Origin of the sequence: Nocardia sp. NPDC051756 (assembly GCF_040681495.1) — a bacterium.
Classification (GTDB): domain Bacteria; phylum Actinomycetota; class Actinomycetes; order Mycobacteriales; family Mycobacteriaceae; genus Nocardia.
Genome location: NZ_JBFAYV010000009.1, coordinates 94,872 through 104,088, shown reverse-complemented (window position 1 = coordinate 104,088; position 9,217 = coordinate 94,872). Strand labels below are relative to the sequence as shown.

The 9,217-nt window shown below is 67.0% G+C and carries 6 protein-coding genes; 3 read left to right on the top strand and 3 right to left on the bottom strand.

What is annotated here, in order from left to right; translation table 11 throughout:
- Positions 1 to 195 precede the first annotated feature (195 nt).
- Both AB0M22_RS35425 and AB0M22_RS35420 read left to right on the top strand, forming a co-directional pair.
- Complete coding sequence (locus AB0M22_RS35425) at positions 196 to 1,188, top strand: alpha/beta hydrolase family protein (protein ID WP_364736626.1); 993 nt, start codon at positions 196 to 198, stop codon at positions 1,186 to 1,188.
- 114 nt (positions 1,189 to 1,302) lie between these two features.
- Entirely contained in the window at positions 1,303 to 2,550 is a 1,248-nt protein-coding gene (locus tag AB0M22_RS35420; RefSeq protein WP_364736303.1) for an Nramp family divalent metal transporter, read from the top strand.
- Positions 2,551 to 4,054: 1,504 nt separating this feature from the next.
- Here the strand turns inward: AB0M22_RS35420 and AB0M22_RS35415 are convergent.
- Entirely contained in the window at positions 4,055 to 5,080 is a 1,026-nt protein-coding gene (locus AB0M22_RS35415; protein WP_364736301.1) for an SDR family oxidoreductase, read from the bottom strand.
- Positions 5,081 to 5,132: 52 nt separating this feature from the next.
- Positions 5,133 to 5,954 (bottom strand): enoyl-CoA hydratase-related protein, encoded by an 822-nt coding sequence (locus AB0M22_RS35410; protein ID WP_364736299.1) that lies wholly within the window; start codon positions 5,952 to 5,954, stop codon positions 5,133 to 5,135.
- 130 nt (positions 5,955 to 6,084) lie between these two features.
- On the opposite strand from AB0M22_RS35410, the gene AB0M22_RS35405 reads away from it, so the two are divergent.
- Positions 6,085 to 7,302 (top strand): helix-turn-helix domain-containing protein, encoded by a 1,218-nt coding sequence (locus tag AB0M22_RS35405; RefSeq protein ID WP_364736297.1) that lies wholly within the window; start codon positions 6,085 to 6,087, stop codon positions 7,300 to 7,302.
- Positions 7,303 to 7,406: 104 nt separating this feature from the next.
- On the opposite strand, the gene AB0M22_RS35400 is transcribed toward AB0M22_RS35405, so the two are convergent.
- Positions 7,407 to 8,933 carry an aldehyde dehydrogenase family protein gene (locus AB0M22_RS35400; protein WP_364736624.1) on the bottom strand — a complete coding sequence of 509 codons (1,527 nt, stop codon included), beginning with the start codon at positions 8,931 to 8,933 and terminating at the stop codon, positions 7,407 to 7,409.
- Positions 8,934 to 9,217: the final 284 nt, after the last annotated feature.

The following is a 9,217-nucleotide window of genomic DNA, read 5'->3' as shown; positions in this document are numbered from 1 at the left end:
ACCTCTTTTGCCGCGACAACATAGCCCGTATGGTCTGCCGTGGTGTGTCCAGGGCCTCCGCCGCAGGGCACGTGGGGTAATGCAGATGGAATCTCGAGACGAAGCGAAGGTGCGAAATTGATACGTCGACAGACCCGGCGCAGCGGCCTGCGTGCCGCCGCAGCGATCGCGGCCACTGCGGTCCTCGCGGGAGTGATGACCGGCCTCGGCGTAACCCCCGCCTCGGCCGCTGACCCGATCATCGACGGCAAGAGTCTGCTGGCCAACCCGACCTCGCCCGACGGCTCGAAGATCACCAAGGCCGAGTACAAGGATGCCCGCAACATCCGGCTGTACGTGTACTCGGCGGCGATGGATCAGAAGGTCATCATCGACGTGCAGCGCCCGGCCGACGCGTCGGTCCCGCGCCCGACCCTGTACCTGCTCAACGGCGCGGGCGGCGGCCAGGACGATGCCTCCTGGCAGGCGAAGACCGATGCGCTGGCGTTCCTTTCGGACAAGAACGTCAACGTGATCCAGCCGATCGGCGGCAAGTGGAGCTACTACACCGACTGGATCAAGGACGACCCGACGCTCGGCCGCAACAAGTGGAAGACCTTCTTCACCGAGGAGCTGCCGCCGCTGGTCGACGGTGCGCTGGGCACCAACGGCGTGAACGCGATCGCCGGCCTGTCCACCTCGGGCACCACCGTGCTCGCGCTGCCGATCGCCAAGCCCGGCCTGTACAAGGCGGCCGCGGCCTACAGCGGCTGCGCCCAGACCAGTGACCCGGTCGGCTCGGAGTTCGTCAAGCTCACCGTCGAGACCTGGGGCGGCGGCAACACCGAAAACATGTGGGGCCCGCCGGGAGCGCCGGACTGGGCGGCCAACGATCCGTATGTGCACGCCGAGGGCCTGCGCGGACTCGACCTCTACATCTCGACCGGCAACGGTCTGCCCGGCCAGTACGACACGCTCGACGGCAAGTACGCGCTGCCCGGCGCCTACGGTCTGGCCAACCAGATCATCATCGGCGGCGTGATCGAGGCAGGCACCAACTTCTGCACCAACAACCTCAAGGGCAAGCTGGATTCGCTGGGCATCCCGGCGACCTACAACTTCCGCAACAGCGGCACCCACTCGTGGGGCTACTGGCGCGACGAGTTCCAGCTGTCCTGGCCGGTCCTGGCCCGCGGCCTGGGGATCTGACCGACCCACTAAATACCGACCGACCGCCTGGTTATACCTTCGGGTATGACCAGGCGGTTGCTTTTTACGGGTAGGACTAACGAAAAAGTTCGGGAACCCGTAAAATTCTGTTCTGTGAGTACGACGATGGCGGAGTCCGCTAAAGCTGCGTCCCAGCGGGCCCGTGCGGCCAGCCTCCTGCTCGGCCCTGCCTTTGTGGCGGCGATCGCGTACGTCGACCCCGGCAACGTGGCGTCGAACATCAGCGCGGGCGCGAAGTTCGGGTATCTGCTCGTGTGGGTCATCGTGATGGCCAACGTGATGGCGGGACTCGTCCAATTCCTTTCGGCCAAGCTGGGATTGGTGACCGGCATGTCGCTGCCGGAGGCGGTGCGGGAACGGTCGGGGCGGGGTACCCGGCTCGCCTACTGGGGGCAGGCCGAGACCGTCGCGATGGCCACCGACCTGGCCGAGGTGGTCGGCGGTGCGATCGCGCTCAACCTGCTGTTCCAGCTGCCGCTACTGGTCGGCGGCGTGATCACCGGCGTGGTCTCGATGGGCCTGCTGCTGGTGCAGGACCGGCGCGGGCAGCAGCCGTTCGAGCGGGTGATCACCGGGTTGCTCGCGGTGATCGCCATCGGCTTCCTGGCCAGCATCTTCATCTCACCGCCCTCGGTCGGCGGCACCCTCGGTGGCCTGCTGCCCAGGTTTCAGGGATCGGAGAGCGTGCTGCTCGCCGCGGCCATGATCGGCGCGACGGTGATGCCGCACGCGGTGTACCTGCACTCCGGCCTGGCCAGGGACCGGCACGGGCACCCGCCGGTCGGGCCGCTGCGGGTTCGGCTGCTCAAGATCACCAAGGTCGATGTGGTGCTGGCGATGCTGCTGGCCGGCACGGTCAATCTGGCGATGCTGCTGATGGCGGCGAATACGTTGCGCGACCGCGAGATCGAGACGTTGCAGGACGCGCACACCGCCGTCGGCGACGCGCTCGGTCCGGTCGCGGCGCTGCTGCTCGCCATCGGCCTGCTCGCCTCCGGCCTGGCCTCGACCTCGGTCGGCGCCTACGCGGGCGCGATGATCATGCAGGGCCTGCTGCGCCGCCACATCCCGCTGCTCCTGCGCCGCCTGGTCACCCTGATCCCCGCCCTGGTGATCCTCGGCGTGGGCATCGATCCCACTCGCGCACTGATCATTTCGCAGGTGGTGCTGTCCTTCGGCATCCCGTTCGCGCTGATCCCCCTGGTGCGCTTCACCAGCGATCGGGTCCTGATGGGCAACGACGTCAACCACCGCGTCACCACCATCCTGGCCTGGCTGATCGCCGCCATCATCTCGGCCCTCAACGTAGCCCTGATCTACCTCACGGTCACCGGCGCCTGAAACCCGAACGGCGGCCGAACCATTCGCCGGCAGACGGCAAGTGCAGCCTGCCGCAACACGTCAAGCGGCCGGGCTGAGACTGCACACCCGTTGCCTAAGCTGCACACCCGTTGTAGAGGGTGTGCAGCTTATGTAAACGGTGTGCGGCACCCACTCTCTGCACAGACGCGCGGAATCTGCACTCTAACTATGGATTTGCACTGACTTTAGGGCCCTATTGTCGGTGCGGATCCCGAGAGAGGGTGCGTATGTTGGGGATGTCGGCGAGGGGGAGGTTTCGCGGGCAGGCCTCATCGGTGACGTGACTATCAGCTGCCACGAAAGTGCTGCTGTGGGCGATCCTCGCCCCGCAAACGGCGGAATCCGCACTCTCACTAGGGATCTGCACCGACTTTAGGGCCGTATTCCCGGTGCGGATCCCGAGAGGGAGTGCGGATGTTGGGGATGTCTGCTCGGGGGAGGCCTGCGGGTAGGCCGCACCGGTGACACGACTACCTGTCGCCACGAAAGTGCTGCTGTGGGCAATGAAAATGCTGCTGTGGGCAATCTGGCGATCCTCGCCCCGCCGACGGCGGGATCTGCACTCTCACTAGGGATTTGCACTGACTTTAGGGTCCTATTGTCGGTGCGGATCCCGAGAGCGAGTGCGGATCTTGGGGATGTCTGCGAGGGGAGGTTTCGCAGGCAGGCCCACCGGTGACGTGACTACCAGCCGCCACGGAAATGCTGCTGTGGGCAATCTGGCGATCCTCGCCCGGCCGACAGCGGAATCCGCACTCTAACTCGGGATTTGCACCGACTATGGGGCCCTATTGTCGGTGCGGATCCCGAGAGAGGGTGCAGATCTTCGAGGGGACCGGCTGCAGGGGCGCTTCGCAGGCAGGTTCACTATCTGGACCCCTTTTCGAACCACCACGAAACCGCCGGCCGACCACGCTCTTGTCCGAAGCGCTTGTGACGGGACCACAGCCAGATGACCACGCTGGAACGCGACATCGCGTGCCTGACTGATAACTAAAGCCGGGTACGGCACACGACGTGCTCAGCACTACTTCAGTGAAAACCGGTGTAGGTCTTCAGTTTTACTGGCCAGGTCACTCTGGGATGTCCTTAGTTGTACCTATCGGGTAGGTGTACCTGCTCCAAGGGGAAAGATTCGCGGTGCGGGCCTGGTTCGTAGTTCTGAAGACTTGTCCCAGGTTTTCACTGGAGCAGTGCTGGGCGCGTCAGGTGGGGTACCCGGCTTACCTCCCGCTGTTGGTATGGGCAACGTGGGAGTTCCGGCGTGGTCACTTGGCTGTGGTCCGGTTCAGAGAGGCTTGGGACAAAGACGGCTCGGGTCATGTCGTCGCTGGGTGTATTCGAGGTGAGTCAAATGGTGGTTGGGTGCGTCGAGGGGAGTCATAAGGTCGTTCCAGTTATTGAGGGGAGTCATATGGTTGCTGTTGAAGATCATTTAGCGACCATTTGACTCACCTCGATGGGAGGTGGGCTAGGTTGGGACTCAGACCCAGTTCTCGATCCAGTACTTCCAGATCAGGGGGGCGTAGCCGGCTAGCGGTGGGACCTTGATATCGGTGCCGGACAGGGCGGCGGCGGTGTGGCGGCAGTCGAACCAGCAGCTGAATTCGCTGTGCTCCAGGATGTCTCGGGGGACGCCGACGCGGGGGAGGACCCAGGAGGCGCCGGGCACCTGGCGCACCAGGTCGAGGGTGCGCTTGGGCATCACCTCGACCAGGTGGGGTGCGCCGGCCTCGTCGGCGAACAGGTTCAGGGCGTCGGCGACGGTCTGTCTGCGCGGATCGACCAGGTGGTAGGTCGTGGCGTTCGAGCCGGGTTGGTGCGCAATGTGATCCAGCGCGCGGGCGACGAAATCGACCGGGACCATGTTGGTTTCGCCGAGCTTGGGCACCAGCACCGGCAGGATGCGCGGGAGCTGCGCGCCCATGCGCAGCAGGCGGAAGAAGTAGTAGGGGCCGTCGATTCGGTCGATCTCGCCGGTCCGGGAATGGCCGATCACGATCGACGGCCGGTAGATGCGCCACGGCATGGCGGCGGCGCGGACGATCCGCTCGGCCTCGAACTTGGTTCGCTGCGCCGGCGTGGTCAGCGCCTGGCCCTCGTCGAACATGTCCTCGGTGAACAGGCCCTCCGCCGAACCGGCCACGTCGACCGTCGAGACGTAGTGCAGCAGAACGGCTTTCAGGCTTTCGGCGACGTCGACCAGATGCCGGGTGCCGTCGCTGCGCTCGGCGACGTCGTAGCTGGACGCCAGATGGAAGACATGGTCGATCGTGCCGCGATGCTCGGCCAGCCAGGTCGGATCGATGCCCAGACCGGGCGCGCCGAGATCGCCGGGCACCGGCCGCACCCGATCTTCGCCGCCCCACTCGCGGGCACAGTAGGTGAACCGGTCGGCGGACTCGGTGCCCGGCCGGACCAGCACATGGATGTCACCCCCGCGTTTCAGCAGCTCGGGGATGAGGAACCGACCGATGAACCCAGTTGCCCCGGTAACCAGGTAGCCCATAGCCGAGGAGCTTAGCTGTCCCGCCGCGCCGAGCCCTCAGGCCGGAGCCGTGTCAGTCGCCGAAGACCGGTTTGCGCTTGGTGAGCATGGCGGTGGCGCCCTCGAGGAAGTCGGGGGACGTCAAAAGTTCGGTCTGGCCGGACTTTTCGGCCGCCAAGGCGGGGGCGAGGGCGGTCAGCGTCGCTTGGTTGAGGGCTTGCTTGGTCAGTTCGAGGGCGCGGCGGGGGCCGGTGGCGAGCTTGGCGGCGGCGGCTTCGACCTTCTGGTCGAGTTCGGCTTCGGGGACTACGGCGGTGAACAGGCCCGCCTGTTTGGCGGCGGGGGCGGGGAGGCGTTCGCCGAGCAGAGCCATCTCCGCGGCGAGCGGGCGGCCCGCGGCGGCGGCGATCATCGCGGCGGCGCCGCCGTCTGGCATCAGGCCGATGTTGATGAACGCGAGCAGCAGGTAGGCGTCGTCGCTGGCGTAGACCAGGTCGGCGGCCAGGGCGACGGCCACGCCGACGCCGGCCGCGGCGCCCTTGACCCGGGCGATCACCGGGATGGGGGCGTCGACGATGGCCTGCACCAATCGGTTGGCGGCGTCCATCGTCATGTCGGGGGTGATGCCGCGCTGGGCCTCGCGCACGGTGGCGGAGAGGTCGGCGCCGGTGCAGAAGTCGCCGCCCTCGCCGGTCAGCACGATTACCCGCACCGACTTGTCCTGGGCCGCGTGCACGAAGGTGTCGCCGAGCGCGACCATGGTGTCGTAGTCGACGGCGTTCTTGCGCTTCGGGTTGGCGATGGTCACCCGCAGCACCTTGCCGTCGTGCACCGCCGAAAAGCCGGCCGCAGGCGTGGATGACACGTCTACTGCCGCGGAATCGGTATTGCTCATGTTTGCTCCTACGCTGGAACTCAGCGGCTACCCTGCCATGAATACTGGTTAACTTTGCGAATTGTGGTTAACTTAGGTTCCATTGTCGGGCGCTGTCAACCAGCGGCGCCGCCGGAGAACGGAGAGGTGCATGGTCGCGGATCGCAGCGAGGTCGGCCTCGCTTCCGCGCGACCGGATGCGCCGGTGCGCCGGCGTCCCAAGGATCGCAAAGTGCAGATCATCCGGGCGGCCGCGCGCGCGTTCAGCGATCGCGGGTACTACCCGGTCGGCGTCGACGAGATCGCCGCCGAGGTGGGGATCTCCGGACCCGCGCTGTATCGGCACTTCACCAATAAATACGCGCTGCTCGTCGCGGCCGCCGAAGAGGGCGCCCGGCACCTGCTGAACGTCGCGCGTGCCGCGGACGACCCGCAGCTCGAACCCGAGCAGCGGCTGGACGCGCTGATCCGGGCGATCAGCGAGCACACCATCGAGATCCGCCGCGAGGCCGGGCTGTACCGCTGGGAGCGGCGCTACCTGGAACGCGAAGATCGGGTCCGGATCCGCAAGATCTACGACGACCTGAACGGCACCCTCGCCGAACCGATCGCGCTGCTGCGCCCGGACGCGCCGCCCGCCGACGTGGCGATGCTGGCCGCCGCCGTGCTCAGCGCGGTCGCCAGTATTTCCGCGCATCGCAGCGCGCTGTCCGGGGCCAAGCTGCTGCCATTGCTGCGCGACATGTCCTGGGCGATCCTGCGCGCCGAGCTGCCGCCCGCGCCGCCGGAACCGGATCCGGGACCGGTCACCCGCGGCCTGCCGGTCTCGTCGAAACGCGAACAGCTGCTCACCGAGGCGATCCGGATCTTCGGCAGGCAGGGCTATCACGAGGCGAGCATCGAGGAGATCGGCGCGGCCGTCGGCATCAACGCCTCCAGCGTGTACCGCTACTTCGCCAGCAAGTCCGACCTGCTCGCCGCCGCGTTCTACCGGACCGGCGACCGGGTCGCGCTCGCGATCACCGAGGCGCTGGCCGAGGCGACCAGCCGCGAGGACGCGGTGCGCCGGATCGCCGAACGCCAGGCCCGGCTCACCTTCGCGATGCCGGAGATCATGCCGGTCTACTACGCCGAATTCAGTAACCTCCCGCCGGCCGAGCAGCACAAGCTGCGCGCCATTCAACGGCAGAACGTGCTCGAATGGGCCAATCTGCTGGACGGCGATCCGGTCGAGGCGCGATTCCGCGTGCACGCCGCCATCGGCCAGGTGATCGATGTCGGCCGCCTCCTCCGATTCGACTCCCGCCCAGCGCAATTGGCCCGAGTGACCGCGCTCATGCGGGCCGTCCTGCTCGGCGACAAGGCGTAACCTCCGCCGACGAAATCGGTTCCGCCGCACGCCTTCTGATTTCTCGCACCGGAAATCGCAGGCGATTCCAGGTGCGAGAAATCAAGAAGCGTGCGTGTGGCTTGTCAAGTGCGTCGCCCGTGCCGGATGCGGAAGATGGTCTTGGCCAAGCGCAAATGGCGGGGGTGGCGGTCGAAGGTAGACAGGTTGACCGGGGCTTTGTAGCGCTTACGCGCGATCGCCAGGGTATGGCTGAACTCGCGTAAGCCCTGATCACCGTGGCTATGGCCCTGCCCGTATTCGCCGACCCCGCCGAACGGCAGCGCGGGAATGCCCGCATACGCGGTCGAGGAATTGATGGTGACCACGCCGACGCGTAGGTGCTCGGCGAATGTCTCGATCTCGTGCACGTCCCTGGTGAACACCGAGACCGCGACGTCGTTGCCCACCGCGTTGATCCGCTGCGCGGCCTCCTCCATGCTGCTCACCTTGTTCACCACCAGCACGGGCCCGATGCCCTCGCCGGTGATCGCCAGGCTCTCCTCGGGCACCTCGGCCAGCACCACGGGTTCGATGTACGGCTCGCGAATCGAATCCAGGCCGCCGACCACCGCGCGCCCACCGCGGGCGAGTGCGTCGCGAATCTGCTTGCGCACCACCTCGACCTGCGATTCCAGGATCATCGGGCCGTACGACGCGCGCTTGTCCGCGCCGGGGCGCAGCTTGGCGGCCTGCGCGGCCACCAGCTCCAGGAACGGTTCGTAGACCGACTCGGCGACGTAGGCCCGCTGAATCCCGGTCGCGTTCTGCCCGGCGTTGGCCATCGCGCCGAACACCGCGGCCTCGGCGGCGTCGTCGAGCTTCGCGTCGACGTGCACGACCATGCTGCCCTTGCCGCTGCGCTCCACCACCACCGGCGTCATCGTCTGCGTACACAGCGCGATCACCTCGCGCGCGCCGGAATCCGAACCGGCATAGGCGATCTTGTCCACCTTGGCCCGGCACAGCGCGGAGCCGGTCGCGTGATCGCCGGTAACCACTTGCAGCACCGGCTGATTCGGCGCCAGCCGGGACCAGCTCTCGGCCAGCCAGACACCGACGCCGGTGGTCAGTTCATGCGGCTTGAACACCACCGTGTTGCCCGCCGCCATCGCGTAGGCGATCGAGCCCATCGGGGTGAACACCGGGTTGTTCCACGGGCCGAGCACACCGATCACGCCGAGCGGCAGGTAGCCGACCGAGGCCTGCTGGTTGCGGGTCAGCCAGGTGGAGCCGAGCTTCTGCCTGCCGAGCGCGCGGGCGGCGTTACGGGCGGCCCAGTCGAGGTTCTCGACCGCGAGCATCACCTCGATTGCCGCGTCCGCCTCCGGTTTTCCCGTTTCCTCGGACAGAATCTCGACCAATTCGCCTGCGCGGCGGGCGATGTCGCGCTTCCAGTCGAGCAGCCAGCGCTTGCGACCGCTGAAACCCAGCTCGGCCCACCACTTTTCGGCCGCATGAGCGGCCCGTACGGTGCGGTTGATTTCGCCCGCGCCCATCACGGCGTAGTTGCCGACGGTCTCGCCGGTGCGCGGGTCGTAGGACGTCAGCACGTTCGATCGGCCCGATCCTCCGGGCTGCGCCGCCACTTGTGGCTGCGCGGACTCGGCCATGATCACCTCTCGCAGTATCGAAATCGGCGTGCGGGCCACTTGCGAGGCGGCCGCCGCGGACGAGTGAGTGTGGTTCCCCCAATTAGCAGACTATGGTCGCCGCGACGGGCCGACAAGGCACGTCCGCCGCCACCGCGCTGCCCTTGACAGGGTTCACCAGCGACGATCCGGGCCGCGCCGGACGGATATCCGTGAGTGTGAGTAAGGACACATTTAGTCCGCGCTCCCGTTGGGTAGCGCGCGGGCGACCCGGTACGAACCCTGCGTGCCGGTAACATCACGCC

Coding starts and splice junctions, on each gene's coding strand:
- AB0M22_RS35405 (WP_364736297.1), top strand. CDS start 6,085: ATGGTCGCGGATCGCAGCGAGGTCGGCCTCGCTTCCGCGCGACCGGAT.
- AB0M22_RS35410 (WP_364736299.1), bottom strand. CDS start 5,954: ATGAGCAATACCGATTCCGCGGCAGTAGACGTGTCATCCACGCCTGCG.
- AB0M22_RS35425 (WP_364736626.1), top strand. CDS start 196: ATGACCGGCCTCGGCGTAACCCCCGCCTCGGCCGCTGACCCGATCATC.
- AB0M22_RS35415 (WP_364736301.1), bottom strand. CDS start 5,080: ATGGGCTACCTGGTTACCGGGGCAACTGGGTTCATCGGTCGGTTCCTC.
- AB0M22_RS35400 (WP_364736624.1), bottom strand. CDS start 8,933: ATGGCCGAGTCCGCGCAGCCACAAGTGGCGGCGCAGCCCGGAGGATCG.